The sequence below is a fragment of the uncultured Microbacterium sp. genome (genome assembly GCF_900078385.1).
Classification (GTDB): Bacteria; Actinomycetota; Actinomycetes; order Actinomycetales; family Microbacteriaceae; genus Microbacterium.
Genome location: NZ_FLQR01000008.1, coordinates 29,413 through 54,982, shown reverse-complemented (window position 1 = coordinate 54,982; position 25,570 = coordinate 29,413). Strand labels below are relative to the sequence as shown.

The 25,570-nt window shown below is 67.2% G+C and carries 24 protein-coding genes; 13 read left to right on the top strand and 11 right to left on the bottom strand.

The genetic code is table 11. The features are described 5' to 3' along the window. Positions 1–31: 31 nt before the first annotated feature. From QZL85_RS09930 to QZL85_RS09920, 3 genes are read right to left on the bottom strand one after another with little or no spacing between them, the layout of a single operon-like run. Positions 32–529, bottom strand: a complete 498-nt coding sequence (locus tag QZL85_RS09930; protein ID WP_295576425.1) for a DUF6153 family protein — start codon at positions 527–529, stop codon at positions 32–34. A 52-nt stretch (positions 530–581) separates the two neighbouring features. Next, positions 582–1,841 carry an MFS transporter gene (locus tag QZL85_RS09925; RefSeq protein WP_295576423.1) on the bottom strand — a complete coding sequence of 420 codons (1,260 nt, stop codon included), beginning with the start codon at positions 1,839–1,841 and terminating at the stop codon, positions 582–584. Beyond that, positions 1,838–2,185, bottom strand: a complete 348-nt coding sequence (locus QZL85_RS09920) for a metalloregulator ArsR/SmtB family transcription factor (RefSeq protein WP_295576422.1) — start codon at positions 2,183–2,185, stop codon at positions 1,838–1,840. The genes QZL85_RS09925 and QZL85_RS09920 overlap by 4 nt, the downstream gene beginning before the upstream one ends. A gap of 101 nt (positions 2,186–2,286) precedes the next feature. Between QZL85_RS09920 and QZL85_RS09915 the strand changes: the two genes are divergently transcribed. The 8 genes from QZL85_RS09915 (at position 2,287) to QZL85_RS09880 (ending at position 11,950) form a co-directional block, all read left to right on the top strand. Further along, positions 2,287–3,312 (top strand): LacI family DNA-binding transcriptional regulator, encoded by a 1,026-nt coding sequence (locus QZL85_RS09915; RefSeq protein ID WP_295576421.1) that lies wholly within the window; start codon positions 2,287–2,289, stop codon positions 3,310–3,312. Positions 3,313–3,501: 189 nt separating this feature from the next. Then, complete coding sequence (locus QZL85_RS09910) at positions 3,502–4,776, top strand: ABC transporter substrate-binding protein (RefSeq protein WP_295576420.1); 1,275 nt, start codon at positions 3,502–3,504, stop codon at positions 4,774–4,776. 32 nt (positions 4,777–4,808) lie between these two features. Further along, on the top strand, positions 4,809–5,741 hold the full coding sequence (locus tag QZL85_RS09905; protein ID WP_295576419.1) for a carbohydrate ABC transporter permease: 933 nt from the start codon (positions 4,809–4,811) through the stop codon (positions 5,739–5,741). A gap of 92 nt (positions 5,742–5,833) precedes the next feature. After that, complete coding sequence (locus QZL85_RS09900; RefSeq protein ID WP_295576780.1) at positions 5,834–6,655, top strand: carbohydrate ABC transporter permease; 822 nt, start codon at positions 5,834–5,836, stop codon at positions 6,653–6,655. Positions 6,656–6,701: 46 nt separating this feature from the next. Beyond that, a complete protein-coding gene (locus tag QZL85_RS09895; protein WP_295576418.1) occupies positions 6,702–8,393 on the top strand; it encodes a glycoside hydrolase family 13 protein in 1,692 nt (563 codons plus the stop codon). A gap of 172 nt (positions 8,394–8,565) precedes the next feature. Then, a complete protein-coding gene (gnd, locus tag QZL85_RS09890; protein ID WP_295576417.1) occupies positions 8,566–9,777 on the top strand; it encodes a phosphogluconate dehydrogenase (NAD(+)-dependent, decarboxylating) in 1,212 nt (403 codons plus the stop codon). A gap of 94 nt (positions 9,778–9,871) precedes the next feature. Then, the gene (locus QZL85_RS09885) at positions 9,872–11,239 is read left to right on the top strand and encodes a glucose-6-phosphate dehydrogenase (RefSeq protein ID WP_295576416.1); all 1,368 of its coding nucleotides are present in this window, start codon (positions 9,872–9,874) and stop codon (positions 11,237–11,239) included. Positions 11,240–11,629: 390 nt separating this feature from the next. Continuing rightward, positions 11,630–11,950: a hypothetical protein gene (locus QZL85_RS09880; RefSeq protein ID WP_295576415.1), complete on the top strand. Its 321-nt coding sequence runs from the start codon at positions 11,630–11,632 to the stop codon at positions 11,948–11,950. 548 nt (positions 11,951–12,498) lie between these two features. On the opposite strand, the gene QZL85_RS09875 is transcribed toward QZL85_RS09880, so the two are convergent. Next, positions 12,499–13,455 (bottom strand): ArgP/LysG family DNA-binding transcriptional regulator, encoded by a 957-nt coding sequence (locus QZL85_RS09875; protein ID WP_366208652.1) that lies wholly within the window; start codon positions 13,453–13,455, stop codon positions 12,499–12,501. A gap of 24 nt (positions 13,456–13,479) precedes the next feature. Here QZL85_RS09875 and QZL85_RS09870 point away from each other — a divergent pair, with 24 nt between their 5' ends. Together QZL85_RS09870 and QZL85_RS09865 are read left to right on the top strand one after the other, a co-directional pair. Beyond that, positions 13,480–14,124: a hypothetical protein gene (locus QZL85_RS09870; protein WP_295576413.1), complete on the top strand. Its 645-nt coding sequence runs from the start codon at positions 13,480–13,482 to the stop codon at positions 14,122–14,124. After that, the gene (locus tag QZL85_RS09865) at positions 14,121–16,169 is read left to right on the top strand and encodes a hypothetical protein (RefSeq protein ID WP_295576412.1); all 2,049 of its coding nucleotides are present in this window, start codon (positions 14,121–14,123) and stop codon (positions 16,167–16,169) included. Before QZL85_RS09870 ends, QZL85_RS09865 begins: the two co-directional genes overlap by 4 nt. A gap of 431 nt (positions 16,170–16,600) precedes the next feature. Here QZL85_RS09865 and QZL85_RS09860 read toward each other — a convergent pair whose 3' ends face one another. From QZL85_RS09860 to QZL85_RS09845, 4 genes are read right to left on the bottom strand one after another with little or no spacing between them, the layout of a single operon-like run. Next, complete coding sequence (locus QZL85_RS09860) at positions 16,601–18,025, bottom strand: MFS transporter (protein ID WP_295576411.1); 1,425 nt, start codon at positions 18,023–18,025, stop codon at positions 16,601–16,603. 23 nt (positions 18,026–18,048) lie between these two features. Beyond that, complete coding sequence (locus QZL85_RS09855; RefSeq protein ID WP_295576410.1) at positions 18,049–18,678, bottom strand: DUF4386 domain-containing protein; 630 nt, start codon at positions 18,676–18,678, stop codon at positions 18,049–18,051. 46 nt (positions 18,679–18,724) lie between these two features. Then, positions 18,725–19,735 carry an alpha/beta fold hydrolase gene (locus tag QZL85_RS09850; protein WP_295576408.1) on the bottom strand — a complete coding sequence of 337 codons (1,011 nt, stop codon included), beginning with the start codon at positions 19,733–19,735 and terminating at the stop codon, positions 18,725–18,727. A 38-nt stretch (positions 19,736–19,773) separates the two neighbouring features. After that, on the bottom strand, positions 19,774–21,048 hold the full coding sequence (locus tag QZL85_RS09845; protein WP_295576407.1) for a serine hydrolase: 1,275 nt from the start codon (positions 21,046–21,048) through the stop codon (positions 19,774–19,776). Between the two features lie 88 nt (positions 21,049–21,136). Between QZL85_RS09845 and QZL85_RS09840 the strand changes: the two genes are divergently transcribed. Further along, positions 21,137–21,733 carry a TetR/AcrR family transcriptional regulator gene (locus tag QZL85_RS09840; RefSeq protein WP_295576406.1) on the top strand — a complete coding sequence of 199 codons (597 nt, stop codon included), beginning with the start codon at positions 21,137–21,139 and terminating at the stop codon, positions 21,731–21,733. Here the strand turns inward: QZL85_RS09840 and QZL85_RS09835 are convergent. Continuing rightward, complete coding sequence (locus QZL85_RS09835) at positions 21,687–22,277, bottom strand: TetR/AcrR family transcriptional regulator (RefSeq protein WP_295576405.1); 591 nt, start codon at positions 22,275–22,277, stop codon at positions 21,687–21,689. The two genes, QZL85_RS09840 and QZL85_RS09835, sit on opposite strands and share 47 nt — an antisense overlap. Before the next feature lie 192 nt (positions 22,278–22,469). Between QZL85_RS09835 and QZL85_RS09830 the strand changes: the two genes are divergently transcribed. Beyond that, positions 22,470–23,507, top strand: a complete 1,038-nt coding sequence (locus QZL85_RS09830) for an NAD(P)-dependent alcohol dehydrogenase (RefSeq protein WP_295576404.1) — start codon at positions 22,470–22,472, stop codon at positions 23,505–23,507. 147 nt (positions 23,508–23,654) lie between these two features. On the opposite strand, the gene QZL85_RS09825 is transcribed toward QZL85_RS09830, so the two are convergent. After that, positions 23,655–23,918, bottom strand: coding sequence for a hypothetical protein (locus QZL85_RS09825; protein WP_295576403.1), 264 nt, complete (start codon positions 23,916–23,918; stop codon positions 23,655–23,657). 28 nt (positions 23,919–23,946) lie between these two features. Beyond that, entirely contained in the window at positions 23,947–24,885 is a 939-nt protein-coding gene (locus QZL85_RS09820) for an NAD(P)/FAD-dependent oxidoreductase (RefSeq protein ID WP_295576402.1), read from the bottom strand. Between the two features lie 77 nt (positions 24,886–24,962). Between QZL85_RS09820 and QZL85_RS09815 the strand changes: the two genes are divergently transcribed. Then, positions 24,963–25,553 (top strand): helix-turn-helix domain-containing protein, encoded by a 591-nt coding sequence (locus tag QZL85_RS09815; RefSeq protein WP_295576401.1) that lies wholly within the window; start codon positions 24,963–24,965, stop codon positions 25,551–25,553. Positions 25,554–25,570: the final 17 nt, after the last annotated feature.

The window sequence follows — 25,570 nt, the reverse complement described above, 5'->3', positions numbered from 1 at the left end:
CCGATTGAGTGGGAGGAACGCCGGCGGCGAATCAGGTTCGACTGATCGAGAGGACGATGAGGGACGGTGCGCGCGCGCGCGCCGATGTGGCCGCGCGCAGCCTGTCTGGGGAGGTGTCACTCCCTGTCGCCGCGACGCGGAGGAATGGCACACGCGGAGCGATGATCAGCACGAAAGCGAGCAACGCGAGCACGCACGCCATCAGAAGCATCGTGTGCACCGGCGCCGGCAGCGTGCTCGGTGTCGCCTGATCGCAGTCGCAGTCCACCACTGATGCCGGTGCGACCGGATGCGAGTTCGGCGCGATCTCGCCGTCGTGCGCGGCCGCGTGGGGAACCGCACTGGCCGCCGCGGTGATCGATGCCGTGGTGATGGAGGTGGTGTGGGCGTGGTGGGATGCTCCCGGGGCGCTGAGCACATGCATGGCGAGCAGTCCGACGATCACCGCGGTCGCGATGGCGAGGACGACGGCGTTCAGCGAGCGCAGCCGACGGAGACGATGACGGACGACGGAGTCGATCACGAGCATCTCGCACCCCCCTCGGCAACAGCGTAATCCGCTTCGAGCCGGGCGGCGCGACTCACGGGCGCGCCGGCAGCCGCGCCGACCGACTCGCCGGGTTGGCGCCGCCACTCAACACGCGTCGCCCCGCCAGCGCGCCGACAACGGCGAGAGCCAGCAGCGCGAGCACCGCGGCGGGAGGAGTCCACGCGCCCAGCCATCCGGCGAGGGGATACGCGATGAGGAAGCACGCGTGCGAGAGCGAGAACTGGGCGGTGTAGACGAGCGCACGGTCATCCTCCGTGGATGCCGCGAGCAGCAACCGCGCCGACGGTGTGTTGATCAGGGACGTGCCGGCACCCAGCAGCGCCCAGACGCCCAGCAGCGGCCACCACGAGCCCCGCGGATCCATCGACAGCGTGAACACGAGCGCACCGACCAGACCCGCGATGACGGTCGTCGCACCCGCGAGCATGGTCCGGCTCACGCCGAGCGCCTCCACGATGCGCGGGGTGGTGAGCGCGATGAGGAGCGAGCCCATGCCGTATGTCGCATATACCAGGCCGAGCGCACTGTCATCCAGCGCGAAGACACCCTTCACATAGACGACGCTGTTCACGAGCACCAGCGCCGTGCCCGCGGCGACCACGACGTTCATGAGCATGAGGAAGCGCAGGCTTCGCGTGCGCACGAATACCCGGACACCCTCGGTCGTTCGGCGCCAGAAGCGCAGCACGGACGACGGGGCGGGTCGTGGCGGGATCCGCGTCACGGCGACGAGCGCCGCCGACGCCAGGAACCCGACGACCGTCGCCGCGAAGAGGTTCGAGTACGAGACGACTGCGAGGAGCAGCGCGGCGACGATCGGGCTGACGATCGCCTCGAGGTCGTACGCCAGACGGGAGAGGGAAAGGGCTTTGGTGTAGTCGCGTTCATCCGTCAGGATGCTGGGGATCGTGGACTGGAAGGCCGGCGTGAAGGTGGCGGACGCCGATTGCAGCAGGAAGATGAGCACGTAGATCTGCCACACCTCGGTGACCATAGGCAGCCCGACCGCCATGAGCGCCCGGACGAGGTCAGCGCCGATCAGCACCGCCTTGCGCGGCAGCCGATCCACCGCCGCGGCGACGATCGGGGCGACCGCGACGTACGCGATCATCTTGATCGTCAGCGCCGTCCCCAGGACCGCGCCCGCGTCGGCACGGGCGAGGTCGAAGGCCAGGAGCCCCAGCGCGACCGTGAGCATGCCGGTCCCGAGGAGCGCGAGCACTTGAGCGGTGAAGAGGTTTCGGTACGCGCCGACACGGAGGACGGAGGCGAGCCGGAGCGACGCTGTCATGCGTGGCCGCGGTGGTGGGCAGGTTGATCGTCCACCGCATGCTCGGCCTGCAGCAGCGCTTCCCTGACCACACGCACCGCATGCTCGTCGACGAGCGAGTAGAAGGCGCGGTTGCCCTCCTGGCGCACGCGCACCATGCGCGCCCAGCGCAGCTTCGCGAGGTGCTGGGAGACCGCAGGGCCCGGCCGATCGACGGTGTCCGCGAGCTGGTTCACCGACAGCTCGCCATCCTGCAGAGCGAGCAGGATGCGCACCCGCGTGGCGTCGGACAGAAGCCGGAAGATCTCCACCGCGACCTCGACGTACTCGGTCGCCGGCAGCGGATCATTCGTGTCTGCGCGCATACGCAGATACTACGCGCCGCCGAAGCACCCGAGACAGGCCGGTCGAGGCGGCCGGTCGTCTTCATCCGCACCTCCGTCAGGCGTCCGATAGGTTGGGCGCCATGCCATCCGAGCGCCCGCCCGTGAACATGGCTGATGTCGCGCGTCGTGCCGGCGTCGGCATGGCAACCGTGTCGCGCGCGTTGAGCGGCTCCTACGGGGTGTCCGCCGCGACGCGTCGCCGCATCGAAGCGATCGCGGAGGAGATGGGCTACGTCGTCTCGCCGGAGGCATCGAGGCTTGCGCGGGGGGCGACGGGCCGGGTGGGCATCCTCCTCCCTCACACGTCCTCCTGGTTCTTCGGTTCGGTGGTGGAGGGCATCGAGAGCGAGCTGCGCAAAGCCAATCTCGATGTGCTGCTCTATCTGGTCCCCGATGAGGGCGCCCGCCACCGGTTCTTCCGTGATCTTCCGACTCGGCGCAAGGTCGATGCCGTCGTGGTCGTGGGGATGCCTGTGGATGCCGACGAGCAGCGCAGTCTCGAGGCTCTCGACGTCCACATCGTCTCGGTCAGCGGACAAATCGCGCCGTTCCCGTTCGTGCGCATCGACGATGTCGAGGCAGCCCGGCAGGCGACGGCGCACCTGCTGTCGCTGGGACACCGACGCATTGGGATGATCGAGGCCGTCGCGCCGAACATCAACGCCGACTGGTCCGTCGACATCGACCGCTCGGACGGGCACTACGCGGCTCTGCAGACGGCCGGCCTCGCCCCGGACCCGAGTCTCGTGATGCGCGTCGCGTGGGATCCGGAGCAGGCGGCGCTCGCCATGGCGCGACTCCTGAGCCTCCCCGATCCGCCCACCGCCGTGTTCGCGCACTCCGACGAGATCGCCGTCGGCGCCGTCCGCACCATCCGACGGGCAGGTCTGCGCGTCCCGCAGGACATCTCGGTGATCGGGATCGACGATCATCCGCTTGCCGCACTGACCGACTTGACGACCATCGGCCAGTCGCCCGAAGGCCAGGGCGCCGCGGCGGGGCGCATCATGCTCGCGCTGCTCTCCGGTGAGGGGGCGCAGGACTCGCTGACCATGCCCACCACGCTCATCCCGCGCGGCAGCACGGCCCCTCCCCGCTCGTTCTGATCGCCCCGGATCACCGCCGGCGATGAGGTCGCCGCCGCCTCACGGTGCCGCGCGCCGAGCCCGCTTCGCAAGCGTTTCCCATCGACGCTCAGCAATCCCTCTTGACAGGTATTGCCCGCAGTGCTTTCATTTCGGAAACGCTTCCGGTTTTCGAAGCGCACCCAATGACGGTTGCGAAGGGACGACGACGTGCCAGAGAACTCCCGGCCTCACACGCGAGCGAGGATCCGCACGGCGGCGGCTCTGCTCGCTCTGATCGGCGTCGCGGCCACCACCGGGTGCGCAGCCGGCGGCGGTCCCGAACAGGTGCGATTCCTGCTCAGCAAGCCTGAGGCGATCCCCTACTTCCGCGACCTGATCGCCGAGTACAACGGATCGCAGAACGACGTGCATGTCGTGCTCGATTCGGCCTCGAACCTGCAGGCCGGCTTCCTGCGCGGCAACCCGCCCGACCTCGGCTTGCTGAACTACAACATGGAGATGGCGCGCTTCATGGAGCGCGGCGCGCTCAGCGACCTCTCCGACATGCCCGAGGCCGACCGCATCCTGCCGCAGGTGCAGGAGCTCGTCGACCAGTACGCGACGTATCCGGGACGCACGAGCGTCCTGCCGTACTCGGTGATGGCGGCATCCGTCATCTACAACAAGCGGCTCTTCGAAGACAACGGCGTCGAGGTGCCCACCACCCTCGACGAGCTCGAGGCCGCCTGCGAGACCTTCACCGCAGCAGGTGTGACGCCGTTCTATGCGACGTACAAAGACCCGTGGACCGTGGCGCAGGGCTGGTTCGACTACACGGTCGGTGGCACGGTCGACGTCGCCTCGTTCTACGACGAGATGAAGGAGCTGGGCACCGCGGTGGGTCCCGAATCGGACGTGTCGTTCCAGAAGACCCTGGGCGAGCCGGTGTCGCTCATGAAGCAGCTCTCCGACGGATGCACGAATCAGGATGCCGCGAGCAAGGGCTACGGCGACGGCAATCTCGCCTTCGCGCAGGGCGAGGCCGCCATGTACCTGCAGGGGCCGTGGGCGTTCGGCGAGATCGCCAAGACCAGCCCCGACCTCGAGCTGGGGACCTTCCCGCTGCCGGTGACCAATGACCCCGGCGACCTGAAAGTGCGCGTGAACCTCGACCTCGCGGCGTGGATTCCCGAGGCCTCCCGCCACAAGGAGGGCGCCCGGGCGTTCCTCAGCTACCTGTTCCAGAAGGAGGTCATGGACCAGTACAACGCCGCGCAGCTCGGCTACGGAACGACCACGGATGCCGCGCCCGTCACCGACCCGCGCATCGTCGGCATGAAGAAGTACTTCGACGCGGCGGACTTCTATCAGGGTGCGTCTCAGCAGATTCCCCTGACGATCCCCGCCGCGAACTACCTGCAGGGCATCGTCCTCGGCAGCGACGTGGAGGCGACGCTTTCGACCATGGATGCCGACTGGGCGCGGCTGGCGCTGCGGCAATAGGCACACGGACAGCACGAGGGAAGCGACACGACATGGCAACAACGACGGCGACGCTCGTCGCACCGAAGTCACGCAAGCAGGCGACAGCCGGCGCGCCACCTCGGGCGAAGCGCAGGGTGGAGGGGGTCTACTACCTCTTCCTCCTGCCGAGCCTGATCCTCTTCACACTCTGCATCACCCTGCCCGCGGTCATCGGCATCTTCTTCAGCTTCACGAACTCGATCGGCTTCGGCGACTGGAAGTTCGTCGGGTTCATCAACTACATCGCCGCCTTCAGTGACCCGGCGATCCTGCAGAGCTACCTCTTCACCTTCGGCTTCGCCGCCGTCACGGTGATCGTCGTGAACGTGGTGGCCTTCCTCCTCGCCGTCGGGCTGACCTCCCGCATCCGCGCCAAGACCGCGCTGCGCACGATCTTCGTCATCCCGATGGTCATCTCGAGCATCGTCATCGCGTTCGTCTTCAACTTCCTGTTCTCGAACTCCCTTCCGGCGTTCGGGCAGGCCATGGGGATCGGCTGGCTCAGCGAGAGCATCCTCGCCAACCCCGACCTGGCGTGGATCGCGATCGTGATCGTCACGGCGTGGCAGGCGATCCCGGGCACGCTGCTCATCTACATCGCAGGCCTGCTCTCGATCCCCGGCGAGGTCTACGAGGCCGCCGCGATCGACGGCGCCGGCCACTTCGCCCAGCTCGCACGCATCACGCTCCCGCTCGTGATGGGCTACGTCGTCATCAACCTGATCCTCGGGTTCAAGGGGTTCCTGAACGCGTACGACGTGATCGTCGGTTTGACCAACGGCGGTCCGGGGACGGCGACGCGCAGCATCGCGATGACGATCGTCACCGGCTTCTCGAGCGGCGACTACGCCTACCAGATGGCGAACGCGACGATCTTCTTCATCATCACGGTGGCCATCGCGCTGCTCCAACTCACCTTGACCCGCGGAAGGAACGTGCTCTGATGTCGGTTCAGCCCGCCCTCGTCGTCGAAACGATCGAGGCCACAGAGGTCCTCGAAGGCACCGCCCCCAAGCCGGCCCGCAGCCGCTTCTCGATGGAGCGGGTCAACTGGCCCGGCACGATCATCCTCGCGCTCTGCGCGATCACCGTGCTCGTGCCGCTCTACGTCACGGTCTCGATGGCGTTCAAGACGCAGGCGCAGGCGGTCGACGGCAACGCCTTCTCGCTTCCCGCGCCCTTCAGCATCGACGGATTCGTCGAGGCATGGGAGCTCACCAACTTCCCGCTCGCCTTCATGATCACCGTCGTGGTGACGGCCGCCACGGTCGCCGGGACGATCCTGCTCGCCGCCGCCGCGTCGTTCGCCATCGCTCGCAACTGGGATCACAAGCTCTTCCGCTGGTCGTTCTTCTACCTCCTGATGGCGATGTTCATCCCGTTCCCCGTGCTCGCGCTGCCGCAGATCCAGCTCACCGGCCTCGCCGGACTCGACAACCCCGCGGGCGTCACCCTGCTGCACATCATGTTCCAGCTCAGCTTCAGCGTCCTTCTCTTCACCGCCTTCCTCCGGTCGATCCCCCTCGAGCTCGAGGAGAGCGCGCGCATCGACGGAGCGACGACCTGGCAGGCCTTCTGGCAGCTGACCTTCCCGCTGCTGGCGCCCATGAGCGCGACCGTCGGCATCTTCGCCTTCCTCGCGTCCTGGAACGACTTCATGATGCCGTCGCTGATCATCTCGGACCCGAGCCAGCAGACCCTCCCGGTCGTGCAGAGCATCTTCCAGACGCAGTTCAGCAACAACTACCACGTGTCGTTCGCCTCGTACCTCATGGCGATGGCGCCGGCCGTCATCGTGTACCTCTTCACCCAGCGGTGGGTCATGGAGGGCGTGACCCAGGGTGCCGTCAAGGGCTGACGCTTCCCCTCCGAAATCCGAGCAGACCCACGACGAAAGGCGCGCCGTGCCCTCCGCACATCGAACGGCCCCCGCATCCGGAATCGACGACGACGACGCCACCTGGTGGCGACAGGCCGCTGTCTACCAGATCTACCCCCGGAGTTTCGCGGATGCCGACAGCGACGGCGTCGGCGACATCCCGGGAATCACCTCGCGGGTGCCGTATCTGGCCACTCTCGGCATCGACGCGGTGTGGCTGAGCCCGTTCTACCCGTCGGCGCTCGCGGATGGCGGGTACGACGTCGCCGACTACCGCAACGTCGACCCGCGCCTGGGCACGCTCGCCGATTTCGACACGATGCTCGCAGCGCTGCACGCGAACGGCATCCGCGTCGTCGTCGACATCGTCCCGAACCACACGTCCGACCTCCACCCCTGGTTCCAGGATGCCCTCGCTGCCGGCCCGGGATCCCCCGCGCGGGACCGCTACATCTTCCGGGACGGGGTGGGGGACGAGCCCCCGACCGACTGGGTCTCGCTGTTCGGCGGGTCGGCCTGGGAGCGCGCCGCCGACGGCCAGTGGTACCTGCACAACTTCGCGGTCCAGCAGCCCGACCTGAACTGGGCGAACGCCGACGTGCGGGCCGACTTCGTCCGGACGCTCAGATTCTGGTCGGATCGCGGAGTCGACGGGTTCCGCATCGACGTCGCGCACATGCTCACGAAAGACCTCTCCGGTCCGCTGCCGACGCAGGCTCAACTGGACGCGCTCCCCCGCAACGGCACACACCCGACGGTCGACCGCGACGACGTGCACGAGGTCTACGCGGAGTGGCGGGCCGTCTTCAACTCGTACACCCCGCCCCGCACCGCCGTCGCCGAAGCGTGGGTGGACCGTTCCCGCATCCCGCTCTATGCGAGCCCCGAGAGCCTCGGTCAGGCCTTCAACTTCGAACTCCTGCAGGCGGACTTCGATGCCCGGCAGTTCCGCCGGGTCGTGACAGAGAACCTCGAACTGGCCGAGGCATCCGCGTCATCGACGACGTGGGTGCTGTCCAATCACGACGTCGTCCGCCACGCGACGCGATACGGTCTGCCCCACCCGGAACGCAGTGCCGACGATCTGCCTCTCCGCAAGCACGGCACCGACTGGCTCCTGTCGGGCGGCGTCGAGCCCGAACTCGATCGCGAGCGCGGGCTGAGGCGTGCGCGTGCGGCCAGCCTCTTCGTGCTCGGCCTCCCCGGATCCGCGTACCTCTACCAGGGCGAGGAGCTCGGGTTGCATGAAGTGGCCGACATCGACGACGCCGAGCGCCAGGACCCGACGTTCTTCCGCAGCGCCGGCCTGGACATGGGTCGGGATGGATGCCGCGTGCCGCTGCCGTGGACCAGCGACGGGCCGTCGTTCGGCTTCGGCTCCCGGCATGCGCATCTCCCGCAGCCACGATGGTTCGGCGACGCCTCGGTGGAAGCCCAGGAGAACGACCTGCACTCGACGCTCACCCTGTATCGGCGCGCCCTGGCGCTGCGCCACGAGCTGCAGGCGGACGAGGAGCTCGAGTGGATCGAGACGGGCCGAGAAGACGTCCTGCACTATGTGCGGCCGAACGGATGGCGCGTCGTCACCAACTTCGGGACCACCGAATTCGCGCTCACCGAGTCTCAGGTCCAGGAAGACCACGTCGCGCTCGCCAGCAGCGAGACCCCGTTCGGTCACGTCCCCGGAGAGAGCACCGTGTGGCTGAGGCCGGCCTGACGGACCTGCGGTCGAGCTGAGAGCAGAAGCCGTGACGGTGGGATTTGAACCCACCCATCTGGGGCTCACGGGGTGCCGAGGAGCGCGTTCGCCGCATGATTCCGCGGTTCACTCCCACTCGTGGCGACGTTGAGAGCGGGCGAGGGAGTTGTACACCTGTTCTACCGGGTCGTTGACCGACCGCCGCGCTGAGGTCTATTGCGACACGCCATCACGCGCGGTCCACAGCGGCCCCAGGGAACCCCCTCGCTCGCGAAACGACCTCGCCGTAGACTCCGGTGATCTGCCGCGCGGGCGGGTCGATCGAGCAATCGGAGGAAGCATGCGGCTGGGAATGGTCGGCCTCGGCCGGATGGGCGGGAATCTCGCGCGGAGGCTGATGCGGGATGGTCACGAGACCGTGGTCTTCGACGTCGCCGAGGCGGCGGTCAGCGCGCTCGAAAGCGAGGGGGCGGAGGGCAGCCGCAGCATCGAGGAGCTGGTTGCGAAGCTGCAGACACCACGCGTCGTGTGGCTGATGATCCCCGCGGGACTCACGGGAAAAGTGGTCGACCAGGTTGCGGATGAGCTCGAGCCCGGCGACATCATCATCGACGGCGGCAACTCCAACTACCGAGATGACGTCCGGCGGGCCGCAGGGCTGAGGGAACGCGGCATCCACTACGTCGATGTCGGTACGAGCGGCGGCGTGTTCGGGCTGGAGCGCGGCTACTGCCTGATGGTCGGCGGCCCCGACGAGGCGGTGTCGGTTATCGAGCCGATCCTCAAGACGATCGCACCCGGCCCGGGAGAAATCCCGCGAACTCCCGGTCGGGAAGGCGACTACGCCCCCGAGGAGCAGGGCTACCTGCACTGTGGACCATCGGGCGCGGGGCACTACGTGAAGATGGTGCACAACGGCATCGAATACGGCATCATGGCGGCGCTCGCGGAGGGGCTGAATATCCTCGACAACGCGGACGCCGGCATCCGAGAGTCCGAGCATTCCGCCGAGATCGCACCACTCGAGGAGCCGGAGTTCTACCAGTTCACAGTCGACACTCCCAAGGTCACCGAACTGTGGCGGCGCGGCTCGGTCATCTCGTCATGGCTGCTGGACCTGACGGCCGCGGCACTGGAGGAGAACCCGACGCTGGACGGTCTCGCGGGTCGTGTGTCGGACTCCGGCGAGGGGCGATGGACGATCAAGGCCGCCGTCGACACCGGGGTCCCTGTCCCCGTGCTCGCGGCGGCGCTGTTCGAGCGCTTCGCCTCCCGCGGCGAGGATCACTATGCGAATCAGCTGCTCTCGGCGATGCGTCTGCAGTTCGGCGGACACAAGGAGCTTCCCGCCGGTGACATGCTGGAGGCCGGCAGTCGGAAGGCGGACTCTGAGACCGCGTGAGGTCGAGAGGACGCCGCGACCCGACGAGCTAGCACCGGCGGGGCTCGCGCACCAGGGGGCGTCGCGCCGAGCGACCACGACCTAGCATCGGGCTGTGACCAAGCGTCGAGCGAAAAAGAGCGTGAGCCTGTTGATCCTCGGAGCCGGGGGCGACCTGACCAAGCGCCTCCTGCTTCCGGGGCTGGCCAGTCTGCTGTCGGCGCACGACTACGACGTGCAGGTTCTCGGGGCGGCGCGGGAAGAGCGCACAGATGCGGAGTGGCGGCAGCTGATCCGCGACAGCTTCGGGCAGGTCACCGAACCGGAAGACGCCGACCGCTATCTCGAATCCGCCCGGTACATCACGGGAGACGTGACGGATGCCGAGCAGCTTCGCACCCTGATCGCGGCATGCGAGCACACGCCGATCATCTATTTCGCCCTGCCGCCCGCCGTCACCACCCAGGTGTGTGCCGCGCTGCGTCAACTCGACCTCCCCGACGGCACCCGCCTGGCGCTCGAGAAGCCGTTCGGCACGGATCTGAAGTCTGCGCGCGCGCTCAATCGACAGATCGCGCTGCTCGTGCCCGAAGAGCAGGTGTTCCGCATCGACCACTTCCTGGGGATGTCGATGGTGCTGAACATCCTTGGCCTGCGCTTCGCGAATCAGTTCTTCGAGTCGGTGTGGAACGGCCGTCGTATCGAGCGCGTCGAGATCGTCTACGACGAACTGCTCGGACTCGAAGGGCGCGGCGGGTACTACGACCACGCGGGCGCCCTCGTCGACATGCTGCAGAGCCACCTGCTCGAGGTGCTCGCGCTTGTCGCGATGGAGCAGCCGCCGCGGCTGAACGAAGTCGAACTCCGATCGAACGCTGCCCAGGTTCTGCGCGCCACCCATGTCTGGGACGACGATCCGGCCGCTTCCAGCCGCCGAGCCCGCTACACGGCCGGCAAGGTGGGTGAGCGGTCGATGCCTTCGTACGCGGATGAACCCGGCGTGGATCCTGCGCTGCAGACCGAGACGCTCGCACGGGTCACCCTCGAGGTGAACACCGCCCGGTGGCAAGGCGTGCCCTTCGTGCTGCGGTCGGGCAAGGCGCTCGGCAAGTACGTGACCCAGGTGCGCGTGCACATGCGGCCGGTGCCCGAGATCCCCGGGTTCGGAGGCGCACCGGCGCCCGACTCGATCATGCTGGATCTCAAGTCGGGAGCGGTCGAACTCGGTCTGACGATGAACGGAAGCGGCGACCCGTTCACATTGGAGCGCAGCATCCTGCAGGCCACGAAGGATCTGGGCGACCTTCTCCCCTATGGTCAGGTGCTGCAGGGCATCGTCGAGGGCGACCCACTGCTGTCGGTGCGAGCCGACATGGCGGAGGAGAGCTGGCGCATCTTCGAACCGGTGCTGCGCGCGTGGCGGAAAGGCGAGGTCCCGCTCGAGGAGTACACGGCCGGCTCCCTCGGCCCGAAGGGCTGGTAGGTCAGCTCGGCGGGGCCCGAGTCCACGGCATCCGTTCAGGCTCGGTGAGGCTTCGCGCCCAGATTCTTGTCACCACCCGTGCCGGCTCATATGGCGATGAGGGCGCGGCACCGTCCGGCGAAGTTGATGTCGCTGGTCACCGCCTCCACACACCAAAGAGTTAGCGAGCAAACGAAGTCAGTGGCCTTCGACTGCTCGATCGCGTCGGAGTTGGTCTAGCCAGCCGATACGCGGTCCCCTTACGCACGTGCCCACCCAGGAGTACTGTGCGACCGTGTCAACCGCCGATGCGGTCGTGTTTGCTCACGCCGGCAGCCCACGCGACACGCGATGCGACCGGTGCCTCAGTCCCGCTCGGCGCGCGGCCGCTCTGTGAAGGTGGGAGCCGAGATGGCGACGTTGGGCGAAGTGCAAGCGAGTTTGATGGCGCTGACGGAGGAGGTGCGAAAGCAGCGCGATCTGTACGAGGCTCAGATGGCTGGGCAGCCGAAGGGCCGCGCCGTCGATGCGCTCAAGCACGTCTGTACGGCGCTGGAGACGATCGGGGAGGGGCTGGAAACCCTCGCTGCGGAGTTGGCGCCGTTGCGACAGTTGGTTCCTCCGTCGAGCGTTGAGCCGCGATCGGATTTCCCCGACCGTTGGGCTGGGCTGGCGGCAGAGCATCGCGCGCTCGCAGAGGCGTATGAGTCCCTCAGCCGCACCCTAGGGTAGGCGCCCGCTCGCCTAGGGCTTGGTCCGATGTGGTCAGGTCCGGCGCGCAGAGCGGTGGTGAACCGTGCACCACCGTCGCGGTACTCACTCGCCGCACGGGCAGAAGGACGGGTGGCACGATCAGGCCGTCCGCAACGATGCCCGATCGAGGTTCGGCAACCGCACCACTCGTTCGACAATCCAGCGCCCACTTTGGCGTGTAGCAACGGCCGCGAGCCATTTGGGAACGGATCGAGAACGCCAGCCTTCCCGAAATGTGCCCAGAATGCCGAACAGCGCCCCTCGAAAGGGGCGCTGATCTGGTATTTTTCTGGCGGTGACGGTGGGATTTGAACCCACAGACCCGTCCCTATAGTGCGATCAGCGGAGGTGCGTTCCGTTGATTTCACGCGGGTTCAGCCATACGATTCGATCAACTCGAACCCGTTCGATTCAGTTGAAATGTTGCCATTCTGTTGCCACGCGGCAGGCCCGAAGCATTCCGCCTCAGCCGCCACATCCTTCGCGCCAAACCGGTTGGGTTCTGAGCACCCCGAGCCACCATAGCCTCAGCGTGGCCGCTGCAGTTCCGGCGACCCTCGCCGCTGATGGGGCCCCGAGGAAGGTGCGAGAGACGCGGTGCTTCTATCGAGCGCGCGACGGGCTTCGCCTTCGACCTCGGCTCGAATTCCGTCGAGGATTTGTGAGCGAAGGCTCCACTGCTGCCAGTACAGCGGGACGCGGACAGGCGGCCCGTCGAGTCGCACGACTCGGCCGGCCGCGATTGCGGCTGACGCTTGCGCCGTTGGCACCATCGCCCATCCGAGCCCAAGCTCGACTGAGCGCAGAAGGTCGTGCGCCGACGGAACGAAGTGTCGCGGTGGGAGCCGGGGCTCGATTCCGCGCTGTGCGAGCCAGCGGCTCTGTAGTTCGTCGTCGCGATCGAAGCTGACGAAGGGGGCGCTGTCAAGGTGCTCGCCCCCGACTGTGTCGCCCAGCCACTCCGACACGAACACCGGCGAGGCCACCGGCTCGTAGCGCAGCGCGCCGAGCCAGGAGATCTCGCAGCCGGCGACGGGAGAGTTCTCCGATGTGACGACGGCCATGACCCGCCCAGACTCGAGGAGCCGTGCGGTCTCGCTCGGATCGGCCCGCAGGAGTTCGAGTTCGAAGGCGTGCGCAGAGGCCGCGTGCGTGAGCGGATCCAGGAGCCACGTGGCGAGAGAGTCGGCGTCGGCTGCAAGTGATACGCGCAACTGCGCGTGCGTGTCGCCCACGCGGAGTTCGGCCGCGGCGTCCTGCTCCAGCAGCGAGATCTGCCGCGATAGCCGGACAACTGCTTCGCCCGCCTCGGTGGGCCTCACGGGGCGCGATCGTACGATCAGCACGCGACCGAGCTGCTCCTCCATGAGCTTCACGCGCTGACTCACCGCGGAGGGACTTAGACGTAGACGACGCGCAGCCGCCTCGAAGGCTCCCTCTTCGGCGACTGCGGCCACCGTCGCCGCGAGATCGCGATCGAACATCGACATGAAGCGATGCTAAACCGAATGAAGGATATTCCGCTGGTGCTGAACCAGATTCGTTTCTATGTTGACGGCGTGAGACCCGTGAGAATCCACGCCGCTGTCCCGGCCGCACTGCTGTGCGTCCTACTCACGAGCGGGTGCGCCGCGCAGGCGAGCACAGACGACGCCGACACCATCGCGCCGGGCGAAGTGGTGACGGCAGAGCCGGATGACGGGGCAGATGCCGCGGGTTCCGTCGACGAGAACACGGCGTGCGAGATCGCGGCCGCGAGCCCCGCACTGGCCGAGCTGGGTGGTGTCGGCACACCGGCAGACACGCAGTTCATCGTCGCGCTGTCGTTCTGCCAGGTGGAGTTGACCGTGCCGGGGGTCGCTGACCTCAGCGTCAGCGTCGAGATCGTCACGGCCGCGGATGTGGCGCTGATCGCCGGCTCGGACCCGAGTGCGGTCCCGGGCTCGTTCGTGGCGCTGCCCGATCTGGGTGAGAACGGGCATTTCTTGTCCGCCATCCCGGGGATCACCCCGGCTGATGAGCCGACGTCGGGAGCGCTCACGTCAGCGCGCGGGGATCTCGGCATCACGCTCGCATGGGCGGGTGCCGCCGGCGCTGTGCCGTTCGCGACCTTCGAACAGATCGCACGCGAACTGCTCGAGGCGCTCCCGTGATCGATGCGGCGAGGCGCGACAGGAGGCGGTTCTCCGCCAGCGTCGTCGTCGCGGTGCTGGTGGCTGCGATACTCACCGCCTGCACCGCCGACGATACTGCGGAAGAAGGGGACGCCGTCGCCGACGTCTTCGCCGGGCACGGGATCGCGGTGCTGGACGACGTGGCCGACGAGTGGCCCGAGCAGGCGCTCCTCGCCTCTCCGGCCTACGCCGTGGGGGTGATGCAAGCCGAAGTCGACTCCGCAGGAGGGGTCCCGGGTGCGGACCTCGACGAGCTCGCACCGATGCCGGAGGGAGCCCCGCCGTTCAGCTACCTCGTGGCGGCGTGGCTGATGGAGGGGGCCACCGACCGCGCCACGGCGGCGCGACGGTGGATGCCCGCCGATATCGACTGGTCACGTGCTCCGACGATCTGGTACCCGCGTGCCGCGCTCCTGCTGTTCGTGGCGGATGCGATGGAGGCGTCGCTCGCCGATTTCGGAGCGCTGCCGGACGCGTCGGAAACGCCCGCAGCGCGCGGCGGCGGCCTGGTTCGCGGCGCGAATTCAGCCGGCGGGGTCACGGTCGCCGGTGCCGGCTCCGCCGTCCTGCCGGAAGCGCCTTGTACCCTCGTGATCGATTTCTTCGCACAGACGATCAACCGCATCTTCGGCGCAGTCCAGCTCCCACCGGACTTCCTCGGCTCCGGCGGCATCCTCGGGTCGATCTCGGGGTTCCTCGCGAACCTCTTCAACTCCGCCGTCGCCCTCGCCAAGGCCGCCGTGGTGAAGGTGATCGAGACACTCACCGGGCCCGCGCTGCGAGCCATCGCCTCAGCCGTCGCGGTCGTCGGCATCGCCTCGCATATCAGCAGCTACCTCATGGGTGTGTCGATGATGCTCGTGTCGACGCGCGATCCGGTGCAGCTCGACGGTCAACCGGGATACTGGCACGCCATTATCGACACGAAGCGGCCGCTCGAGGCGCAGCTCAACGACTGTCTGGCGCGCCTCGGCCAACGCCCGCTCCCCGACATCGTGAAGTCGGGCGAACTCTTCTCGTGGCGCGGCGAGCTGCCGGTCAAGGCCAACGGAAAGTCGATCTACGAGAAGGACGTGCTGTTCTACCCGCAGCCGCAGGTGGCCCCTGTGGACGAGGCGAAGCGCGTCGTCATCCCCTGGGTCGCCAACGCCGTGGAGACGAGTAGCAAGCCGGTGGAGTACGGAAAGGTGCGCGTGAGCGCCGAGGTTCCCAAGGGCGACGTGACCGATCTGTTCCGGACCGTCGAAGACCTTCTCGCGCAGGCGATCGCGCAAGTCGCGGCCTACGGCGGACCATTGGCACCGCTGATCGACGCTGAGCTCCGGCGCATCCTGTACCGCATCTTCGAAGACATCAAGCAGGGCATCCTGAACGCGGGGCGATCGCTGCTGATGATCCTCGGGAGCGGTGAGACCTCGTTCGAGTACCGCGAACCCGACGACCCCACACCGGCGCCGGGCGCTCCGGTGCCGAACTGCTTCACAGGCGTGTGGCGCTTCGAGAGCGTCGAATCGAGGTGGCTCGATCTCAGCCGGGCGGCGTTCTCGCGCTTCACCCTCGAGGTCGGAGGCGGTGGGTCGTACGCGGTGCGCGTCGCGGGATTCGCTGTCGCCGACCCCGCGGGTGGCTTCTGGACCTCCTACCGCGGCACCACCCGGTTCACCGTGGCACCCGGCCCCTCGGGTTCGTGGGCCGTCACCGCGCCACGGCTGACCGCGTCGGAGTCGTATGCCGCTCTGTACCTGTCGGTCGGCAATGGATACGCGGTCGGCGGCGACGACTACGGAAGGTCGGCGATGCAGGAACGCGAGCCGCAGTATGAACGGCTCAAGAGCGAAATCCCCGTACCCCTCGGGTTCGTGACCGAATCCCCGGAGCCCGACGGCGCCTTCGGCGAAGCCGTCTTCGGCGCCGGGCTACGGCCGGTGCAGTTCACCTGCGGAGCCGACGGGCAGACCCTCACCGTCACCGGCGAAGCCGACACCAACTACGGCTCGGCCGCCTGGTTGTTCCGCCGGATGTGATGTCACGCACTCGTCGATGAGCCCTACCCGATGCGCACCGCGGACGACCCAGGTACCGTGACTCGTTGAGCTTCAGCTCCGCGGAATTCGTGCGATGGAACGCGGAACGAGTGATCCACCGACCGTTGCGGTTCGCGACGAGTTGGTCGAACACAGTGAAGCTGTGCCCGGACTCGAGCGGAGTACGGCCCGATCAGCTCGGCGTCGCATGACGAGCAGTCGATCCACCCTGGAGCGCGCGGGTGTGCGTTCCTGACGGGATCCCCCAGCTCGACATGCTCGAGCGGCGGTGACTCGGAGCGCTGGGATCCAGCGAATGGAGTGGTCGAGGCCGCCGTGGGGTGAAGCACACGGTCAGCATGTTCGACTCTCTCCTCGAATACGAAGTCCGTGAACCCCCCATGACTCTGGTTGTCGCTCTCTCCGAAACCCTATGCCGACTGACTGCTGCCGGCTGTGCGCGTCCTCCTCAGCGCAGGGAACGTGATCAGCGCGATCACGGCCGCCAGTCCGGCGGCAGCAGCCGCGGCCAGGTTGGCGGACTGAAGTCCAGCATCCGCCGCCGCCAGAGATGTTCCACCTGACTGCAGCACGGCTGCCCGGCTCGTGGCGTCGAGGGAGCCGAAGACTGCGATTCCGATGGCTCCTCCCAATTGAGCTGTCGCCGACGCAAGTCCCGAGCTGACGCCGGAGTTCTGTGCGGCGATGCCTTCGGAGATGACGAGGGTCGTCGGGGTGAAGCTGAACGCGACGCCCGCGGCAGCAAGCAGGAGCCCCGGCAGGACGCGCAGCAGATAGGAGTCCCCATTGTCGACGGTGGCGAAGATGAGGTGCGCAAAGACGAGCAGCACGAGTCCAACGAGCGCCACCCACTGGGGTTCCAGTCTGTCGAGCGCTCTCGGCAGGATGGTGATGCTGATCAGGAACCCGGCCACGGATGTCGGGAGCATGGCGAGGCCGGCAATGGCCGGACCATACTCCAGGACCTGCTGCAGTAGCAGGGCGACGAGCACGAAGCAGGCGATACGAGCGGCACCGCCGAGCAGATTCACGGCGATGCCACCGCTCACGCGAGTGTCGCGAAGCACGCCGGTGGGTAGGACAGGGTCCGCCGCTCGCCGCTCGACGAGGACGAACCCGATCACGCACGCGACCGCGAGGATTGCCGCACAGACGACCTCTATAGAGAGGAGTCCGCGATGCGGTGCGGACAGCACGCCGAACACGACCGCGACTGCTGCCCCGGTGAGGAGGGTCGCACCGGCGGCGTCGAATGAACGCTTCGTCGTCGCCTTCTCCGCTGGGAGGAGAAACCATCCGGCCACGCCGACCACTGCCGCGACCGCACCGGTGACGAAGAGAACGCTCTGCCACGAGAAGGCCGCGGTGAGGATGCCGCCGAGCGTCACACCGGCGGCTCCCCCGACGGTGGACGCGGCGCCCCAGCCGCTCATGGCGCGAGCCCGTCCGGGGCCGGTGAACCGAGCCAAGATCACCGACATGGCGGCGGGGCTCAGCATTGCCGCGCCGGCGCCCTGGATCAGGCGGGCGCTGACGAGGACTGCGTCGGTCGTCGCAAAACCGCCCAGAAGCGAGCCGAGGACAAGCACCCCGGCACCGAGGAGAAACATCCGGCGTCGCCCGAAGACGTCTGCGGCGCGTCCGGAGATGAGCAGCAGACCACCGAACGTCAGGAAGTAGGCGTTGAGCACCCAGGCGGTTCCGACTGGAGTCAGCCCAAGGTCGGTCGTGATCGAGGGGAGCGCGACATTCAGGATGCTGGAATCGAGCATCACCACGAACTGAGCCGTGACCAGCGTGAGCACGAGCGGTGATGCCGGGCGGCGCGATGTCATGATCATCGATTCTCCCGGACCCGTCAGGGTCGCGCAGGTTCCGATGCCATGACGGTGCGTGCAGGGGCAGGCTGCCTGGTGAATCCTCTGACGATGAGCCAGAGCGCGAAGAAGATCTCGAAGAGTCCGCCCGGGACGGCCCCGATGATGCCTGCGCCCGCGACCCCGGCGAGCTCAAAAAGGCTGCCGACAGCGAATGCCGCGTAGCCGGCGAATCCCCAGACCGCAAGAAAGCGGGGAACGAGGCGCGTGCGATAGAGCAGTGCGCAGAAGAACAGGCTTCCGACACCGAGGCCAGCCATGGCGATGTTATACGCAGTGAAGTTGACTGCCCCTGATCCGACGAGAAGGGCGATCGCGCCGACCGAGAGGAAGGTGGCTTCGAAGACGCGGGTGGCGAGGTAGATCCGAGCCACCAGCGGCGAGTGGGGGCGAAGGACGGGCACGAGGAGCGCTCCTATCGCCACCACGGCGACACTGTTGGCAAGCATCATCGAGACGCCGAGAGTGAGCAGGGCACTGTCATCCGCGGCGCCGGTCGCGATGGCGTTGCCGACCCCGTAGAGGACGAACGCGGCGAGTAGAAGTGCTCCCACCGTTCGGGCGATCGTGCGCATGGTCATTGTCGGGATGCTGTCCTGTGAACCGTTCATGGCGGGGTTCTTCCTTGTGTGAGGCCGAGTGTCGAGGCGCGTGCCGTCAGGGAGTGACGTGAGCCGAGACGAAGTGGGTGATGATGCGACCCATCTGCGGGGACTGGGTCCAGTGCAGGTAGTGGGCTCCCTCGAGCACCTCGAGCTGGTGGGTGGCGACTCCCGCGAGCTCGGCCTCGTGGTTCGGCAGCCAGCCGGGGATAGTGTCGACGCTTTCGGTGGAGAGCATCTCCAGGACGGGCAGGTCGGCGGCGAACGGCTGCGCGGCCGCCTTCGTCGAGTTCGCCTGGAGCTGGCTCCACTCATCCGAGATGGAGGGGTTGCCGTAGTTCCAGTTCGACATTGCCGCCGTCCGTCGGCGTTCCTCCGCCGTGTACGCGGTTCCCGGAGGCTGGATGAGGTCGGGGGCGATCGTGGTGACGACGCGGTAGAGGCCGAGTGCGCCAGCGACACCCTCGGTGACCGAGGGGGTGCCGACCTTGAGGGAGGTGGCGGTGGCCGCCATCGGGTCGATGCCGATGACCGCGGCGACCTGGTCCGGGTAGGTGTTCGCGTAGTAGCGGGCGTAGAGACCGCCGACCGAGTGCCCGGCCAGGATGACCGGCTCGTCGACGTGCAGCTTCGCGAGCACGGTGTGCAGTTCGGAGGTGATGTTCTCGATGGAGCGGTTGGCAACGTCGAGGTCGCTGTATCCGTACCCGAAGCCCTCCACGACGATCACGTCGAATGCGTCCAGTTCCCGGATCAGCGGGGCAAAGTCGACCGTCGGGGCGGGGGTCCCGTAGCCGCTGAGCAGCACCAGGGTCGGACCCGATCCCCCGTTACGCCAGACGTTGATGTCGCCGACGTTGAGCGTGACGGTGTCGCCGTAGGGGGTGAGCTCTGCTTTCTCGGAGGCGGTCGCGGCAGCGTTGGCGACGGTCGAGACGAATGCGAGCGTCAGAACGATGGCGAGCCCGATTGCCAGTGCACGTGCGATGCGCCGCCGGCGCGATGGACGGGACGTGGGGGCGGGTGCGGCGGTCTCGGGGCGGGTGGGGTGGGCGGTCGTGGTCATGGTGTGCTCCTTCGTGTCGGTGTCGTGGGTGGGACGGGTCAGGCGTGGTCGGCGAGCAGTTCGCGGCCGAGGTCGGAGATCGCGGGGTTCGAGACATCCGAGAGGAGGATGACCGCGGTACCGTCAGCACGGTCGATGCCGAAGTAGGTGGTGTATCCGCCGGTCTGTCCGGTGTGCCAGGTGATGGTCTGACCGGTGGACCAGTCGGAGATGTGCCAGAACATGCCGACGGCGGTGTCATCTGCTCCCGCCGGCGCCTCGGGGTCCATCGCGGTCAGTCCGGGCGCGGTGCCTTCAAGAAGAGCGGTTGCGAATGTGGCGAGGTCGTGTGCGGTAGAGACAACGCCGCCGCCGGGGGCGTACGCGCCCATGACCCACGGCTGGACGGGGAGGCCGGATGCCGACCACCCGCCCTCGACGGCGTTGCGATCCTCTTCGACGACGGTGTCCGTCATCCCGAGGGGGTCGAACAGGCGGGTGCGCAGCAGCTCGGGGTAGTCCATCCCCGTTGCTGCGGCCACGGCCAGGCCGGCCGTCGCGGCCCCGAGCGTGGAGTAGACGTACGAGCCGCGGGACTCGAGCGTGCCGGCCCGTGCTTCCGCGATCACCTGCGCGTCGTCGGCGGAGAAGAAGTTGTGCCCCAGCGGGGCGGCCCAGAATCCCCGGGCCATCGTGTCAGGCCCGAACGCCACGTACCCGGCGGTGTGCGTCACCAGTTCCCGCATCGTGACCGCGCCGGCCGGCGATCCTCCCAGTTGCGGCAGATAAGTGGACACGGCGGCATCCAGCCGGATCTCGCCCCGTTCAACCGCGTCCGCGATGACCAGCCCTGTCATCGCCTTGGTCAGCGACCCGATCTCCATACGCGTGTGCTGGTCGGCGCCGAGACCGGCGAACTGAATCGGGGTGGCGGCATCCAGGTCGACGGTCGCGACGGCGATGTCGCGGTAGCCGTCGAGCATGCTGTCGCTGCGCAAGCCGTCGAGGCGCTCCAGGACAGTGTCGTCGCCGGTACTCGCGGTGGCGAGTTGCGGCGTCATGGTGAGCGCTGCCGCACCGAGGGCGAGGCCGGCCACCACCACCGTGGCGAGCAGTCGTCGGGAGAGCGCGTAGGCGACGACCACGATGACCGCCGCGAGCACCGCGAGCCAGCTGTCGTCGATGTACGAGCCGCCTCGCACCGAACGCACCAGGAGAACGACCGGAATGCCAACCAGCACAGCGGCGACGAGCGCCTTCCCGGGCCAGCGCCGCGCGAAGGTGCTGGTGTCGCGGGCGAGCGCCACACGGAGGGATTGACGGATGCGGGACATGTCCACTCGATTCTTTACTCATACAGTCGTGTTCGTGTTAGTGAGATAACATAAACACAGATGTATGAGCTAGTCAAGAGGAAGATTCATGAACTCGACCCCTGGTCGCCGCCCCCGCTCCGACGCCACCCGTAATCGCGAAGTGATCCTCCGGGCCGCGCTGAGCGCACTTCACGAAAGTCCTCGCGCGAGCATGGAGGAGATTGCGGTCACTTCCGGCGTCAGCCGCGGCACTCTGTACAGCCACTTCCCTAGCCGATACGTACTCGTGAGGGCCGCGCTGCACCTGGTGGTGTCCGAGGCGAACATGACGCTTACGGGACTGGATGACCCGGCGCTCTCACCGGAAGATGCCGTCGCCGCGCTCGTCGCGACCTCATGGCGAGTGCTCAGCGACATGGCGGGGCTCTGGGCGGCCGCTGGTTGCGAGCTCGGCCAGTGGGAGCTGAGGCGACTACATCAGGACACGACGGGACGAATCCGCAAGCTCGTGATGCGCGGTCGCCGCGACGGCACATTCCGCACCGACCAGAACGTGCACTGGCAAATGGAATGCATCTACGCCATCGCTCGAGCCGGCGCCTCGCTCTCCACGCCCGAGGACCCGGCGCTCACCGATCCCACTGACGCGATCGTGGCTACTGTGCGGACGGTGCTTGCAGCAGAGCCCGCAGCGTCTGAATGAGCGACTCCTGGACCTCGTCCTCGCCGAGCCGGCCCGCCCTGACTTCGGCGGCAGCCCCGTGCAGGAGCGAGAAGTAGCACGCCGTCTGCCACGCGATGCTCTGGTCATCACGGAAGGATCCGTCCGTACGGCCACGAGCGAGCGTATGCTCGACCCGCGTGCGGGGGTCTCCGTGGCTTCCGTGCATCTCATCGGCCGGCAGGGCCTGCTCCGCAACGCCCCGCAGGACACTCAAGCTGCTCACCAGCCGCCACGACGAAGCCACAAGCGCCTCCAACGCGTGCCACGTGTCCCCGCTCAGATCGACGGAAGCGAGTTCCGCCTCCACCCGCGCCATCGAGGTGTGGACGAGTTCCGTCAAGAGCTCGTTTCGCGACGAGAAGTGCCCGTACAGAGTGATCCGGGCGATACCCGCGGCCTGCGCGATATCGGCCAGGCTCGCGCTCGGATTCACGCTCAGGCACTCGGCAGCTGCGTGAAGGATGGCGTCGCGATTCCGCGTCGAATCCGACCGCACCGCCCGCTCCCGCTGCACACCTGCCACGCTTAGACCGCCTTCCGTTAGCTCAAACACTACTGTATGCGATGGACATCTTGACTAGATCAAACAGACGTGTATAGGATCAGATAAATCAAACAGCCCGGTTTGATTAAGCGCCGTCGACGTCGCCTTTGACATCGCCTCCACCCATCCAAATCGGCATCCGTCTGACACGAACCGTTAGCAGGAGAAATCATGAACACCGAACAGTCCCCCACAGCAACCGCCACCGCGCGCACGTCCGACGCAACGTCCCCCACCATGCGTGCCGTCGTCCAGGATCGCTACGGCGAGGTCGACGCGTTGCGTCTGGAGCAGACCAGCCGACCTGAGATCGCAGCCGACGAGGTGCTCGTTCGTGTCCACGCGGCGGGGATGGACCGCGGCACCTGGCACAACATGACGGGCCGCCCCTACCTGATGCGGATTATGGGCTTCGGCTTCCGAGGTCCCAAGAACCGGGTGCCCGGACTGGACGTGGCCGGAACAGTCGTCGAGGTCGGGTCGTCCGTCACACGCTTCGCGGTAGGAGACGAGGTGTTCGGCATCAGTCGCGGTTCGTTCGCGGAATATGCCGCCGCCCGCGAGGACAAGCTCGCCGCCAAGCCGCAGAGCCTGACGTTCGAACAAGCCGCCGTCGTTCCTGTTTCGGGGATCACCGCGCTTCAAGCGCTTCGCGACGCCGGACGGCTCCAGGCAGGTCAGCGGGTGTTGATCATCGGCGCCTCCGGAGGCGTCGGTAGCTACGCCGTTCAGATCGCGAAGGCGCTCGGTGCTCACGTGACCGGGGTCGCCAGTACCAGCAAACTCGACCTGCTCAGGTCTCTCGGCGCTGACGACGTCATCGACTACACCCGCGAGGACTTCGCTGAAGGCCCCGACCGCTACGATCTGATCATCGACATCGCCGGCAACTCGACCCTCACACGCCTGCGGCGCGCACTCACGCTACACGGGACGCTCGTCATTGTCGGCGGCGAGGACGGCGGATCCTTCACCGGCGGAATCGGACGCCAATTCCGCGCCCTCGCCATTTCTCCCTTCCTGCCGCAGCGGCTCGCCATGCATGCCACCAAGGAGCGTGCCAGCGACCTCGAACCCCTCAGCGACCTCATCGAGACCGGCCGGGTCACGCCCAGCCTCGAGCGGACGTACAGCCTCGACCAGGTGCCTGAGGCCATGCGGCAGCTCCAAGCGGGCACAGTGCGCGGCAAGCTCGCCGTCACTCTCTGACGCCTCTTCTTCAAGGTTCGGATGTGGCAGAGACGGTCGCCTAGGCCTGGCCCTGCAGTGGGAGCCTCAGCACCGGCTTCAGGCGAGTCGGCAGGGCCATGCGGCGACGACGGCCCTGACCGACGTCGCCGCATCCGATCATCCGACTCAGCGACGAGCGGCGCGCATCCTTCCGTAGATCCGCATCAACTGGGGGACGACGAGATAGACGGCGACGGGAACGACGATGACGGAGAGGATGAACGCACGCAGGACAGGATTCCAGCCTTCGGCGAAGGGTGCGATCACGAAGAACCCGAGTGTGACGAGCGGGAAGATCGCAATCCAGGTGATCGCGGCTCGGACGTGAACGGACGGGGGCTGTGGCGTCGAAGACGGGATGCTGGTGGAGGTCGTTGCTGCCTGAGACATGGGTGATGTCCTTCCGGTGAGAGGGGGGTTACTGCGGTAGGGCCGCTGATGCGGCGTCGAGGTCTTGTTGGAGAAGCCATCCGTTGATGGTGATGGCTGTCGCGCTTCCGGCACCCGCCGCCGTGATGACCTGCGCGGTAGGAGTGACGACGTTTCCCGCCGCCCAGACGCCGGGGACACTGGTCTGGCCGAATCCGTCGGCAACGATGAGTCCCGTGTCTGGGTCAGTCTCGCAACCTAGCGATTTCAGGAGCGCGTCGCGGGGTGCCTGACGCGGCGCGATGAATGCGGCATCGCATTCGACGGCGCTTCCGTCGGCTAGCTCGACCCCGTCCAGTGCGCCCGGTGCCCCGATCAGCTGGGAAACAGCGCCTTCAACCACCACGACGCCGAATGTGGTGAGCCGGTGCAACTCAGCGGGGCTCAGCTCGATGCCGTTCGTGATGAGTGTCACGCGGTCGCTGTAGCGACGGAGCAGCCCCGCTTGTTTGAGGGACACGTCGCGCTGGCGCCCGCCGATCACCGCGATCCTCCGTTCCCGCACTTCGTATCCGTGGCAGTAGGGGCAATGGTGTACCAGCGTCCCCCATCGCTCGGCCACGCCTATGATGTCGGGAAGCTCGTCGACCAGACCGGTCGCCACAAGAAGCGCACGTGACGTCTGGACCGTGCCGTCTGCGAACGTGACTCGGAAAGAGGCGTCGGCCGACCGCTCGATGGCCAGGGCGGCTGCCGCGACGAACTGGCCGCCGTACGACGCGACTTCGGCGCGGCCCGCTGCGAGGAAGTCATGGGGAGGAATGCCGTCGCGAGAGACGAAGCCGTGCATGTGCTCGGCGGGGGCGTTGCGCGGCTGGCCGGCATCCACCAGCACCACGTCCGCTTGGGCTCTGGTCAGGACCAGCCCTGCGCTCAAACCCGCCGCTCCGGCGCCGATGACGATGACGTCATGGTGTTTCTCGTTCATGAGAACAAGATGACACCAAGAAGGCCTCGACAGGGAGTTCCGTTGCCGAAACTGGAACGGGATGTTTGCATGGGCAGGTGAGCACATCGCAGCGCATCGATACTGAACTTAGCCAGATCCCGCCTCGCCTGCGTCACGCGCGACAGAAGAAGAACGTCACGCTGGAGGACCTTGCCAAGGCCACCGGCATCTCGAAGAGCACGCTCTCCCGCCTCGAGTCGGGCCAGCGCAAACCCAGTCTCGAGTTGCTGCTCCCCGTCGTCGCCGCGCTCGCGATTTCCTTGGACGACATCGTCAGCTCCCCGAGAATCGACGACCCGAGGGTGCCGCAGAAGTCATCCCGCACGGAAGGCCGCGTGCTCACCCGCCTGTCCCAGCCGCACAGCGAACCGCAGGCGTTCAAAATCATCATTCCGGCGACCGAACGCGAACCCGTGCTGCGCACCCACGACGGCTACGAATGGATCTACGTGCTCGATGGCCGGCTCCGGATGGTGCTCGGTGAGCACGACATCGTGATGGGTCCCGGCGAAGCCGCAGAGTTCGACACCAAGAACCCGCATTGGTTCGGATCCGCCGGCAGCGGCCCGGTCGAGATCCTCAGCATGTTCGGCACGCACGGCGAGCGGATTCACCTCCGGGCCAGGACCAAGCCGACCGCAACCTGACGATCGCGGTCAGGTAT

Excerpts from the sequence above, each read along its gene's own strand:
- QZL85_RS09855 (WP_295576410.1), bottom strand. The coding sequence starts at position 18,678 with ATGAACGGTTCACAGGACAGCATCCCGACAATGACCATGCGCACGATC.
- QZL85_RS09825 (WP_295576403.1), bottom strand. The coding sequence starts at position 23,918 with ATGTCTCAGGCAGCAACGACCTCCACCAGCATCCCGTCTTCGACGCCA.
- QZL85_RS09925 (WP_295576423.1), bottom strand. The coding sequence starts at position 1,841 with ATGACAGCGTCGCTCCGGCTCGCCTCCGTCCTCCGTGTCGGCGCGTAC.
- QZL85_RS09900 (WP_295576780.1), top strand. The coding sequence starts at position 5,834 with ATGGAGCGGGTCAACTGGCCCGGCACGATCATCCTCGCGCTCTGCGCG.
- QZL85_RS09860 (WP_295576411.1), bottom strand. The coding sequence starts at position 18,025 with ATGACATCGCGCCGCCCGGCATCACCGCTCGTGCTCACGCTGGTCACG.
- QZL85_RS09870 (WP_295576413.1), top strand. The coding sequence starts at position 13,480 with ATGAAGGATATTCCGCTGGTGCTGAACCAGATTCGTTTCTATGTTGAC.
- QZL85_RS09820 (WP_295576402.1), bottom strand. The coding sequence starts at position 24,885 with ATGAACGAGAAACACCATGACGTCATCGTCATCGGCGCCGGAGCGGCG.
- QZL85_RS09905 (WP_295576419.1), top strand. The coding sequence starts at position 4,809 with ATGGCAACAACGACGGCGACGCTCGTCGCACCGAAGTCACGCAAGCAG.
- QZL85_RS09875 (WP_366208652.1), bottom strand. The coding sequence starts at position 13,455 with ATGTTCGATCGCGATCTCGCGGCGACGGTGGCCGCAGTCGCCGAAGAG.
- QZL85_RS09850 (WP_295576408.1), bottom strand. The coding sequence starts at position 19,735 with ATGACCACGACCGCCCACCCCACCCGCCCCGAGACCGCCGCACCCGCC.
- QZL85_RS09845 (WP_295576407.1), bottom strand. The coding sequence starts at position 21,048 with ATGTCCCGCATCCGTCAATCCCTCCGTGTGGCGCTCGCCCGCGACACC.
- QZL85_RS09930 (WP_295576425.1), bottom strand. The coding sequence starts at position 529 with ATGCTCGTGATCGACTCCGTCGTCCGTCATCGTCTCCGTCGGCTGCGC.
- QZL85_RS09830 (WP_295576404.1), top strand. The coding sequence starts at position 22,470 with ATGAACACCGAACAGTCCCCCACAGCAACCGCCACCGCGCGCACGTCC.
- QZL85_RS09915 (WP_295576421.1), top strand. The coding sequence starts at position 2,287 with ATGCCATCCGAGCGCCCGCCCGTGAACATGGCTGATGTCGCGCGTCGT.
- QZL85_RS09920 (WP_295576422.1), bottom strand. The coding sequence starts at position 2,185 with ATGCGCGCAGACACGAATGATCCGCTGCCGGCGACCGAGTACGTCGAG.
- QZL85_RS09840 (WP_295576406.1), top strand. The coding sequence starts at position 21,137 with ATGAACTCGACCCCTGGTCGCCGCCCCCGCTCCGACGCCACCCGTAAT.
- QZL85_RS09880 (WP_295576415.1), top strand. The coding sequence starts at position 11,630 with ATGGCGACGTTGGGCGAAGTGCAAGCGAGTTTGATGGCGCTGACGGAG.